At 60.4% G+C, this 278-nt stretch carries 1 protein-coding gene; it reads left to right on the top strand.

All coding sequences use genetic code 11. From position 1 onward, the window contains the following. A partial coding sequence (locus tag SB719_RS19770) for a dihydroxy-acid dehydratase (protein ID WP_412159682.1) occupies nt 1-278 on the top strand: 278 nt, incomplete at both ends.

Genomic DNA, 278 nt, shown 5'->3' with positions numbered 1-278 from the left:
CCTATGGAGATCTGCGTTCGGCGCGCTGGATGCTGCCGGACGACCAACGTTCATTCGGGCATCGCTCGCGCACCATGCAGATGGGATATGATCCGGTCGACTGGGAAGGCCGTCCGATCATCGCCGTCATAAATACATGGTCCGAGGCGCAGCCGTGCCACATGCATTTTAAGGACCGGGTGGAGTGGGTCAAGCGCGGCATCCTGCAGGCGGGCGGCTTCCCGATGGAGTTGCCTGCATTGTCGCTGTCGGAAAATTTCGTGAAGCCGACCACCATG

The sequence above is a fragment of the Pantoea sp. SIMBA_079 genome (genome assembly GCF_046940275.1).
GTDB lineage: Bacteria > Pseudomonadota > Gammaproteobacteria > Enterobacterales > Enterobacteriaceae > Pantoea > Pantoea borealis.
Note: the sequence above shows the minus strand (reverse complement) of the source record. Positions and strands in the feature narration are given on the sequence as shown.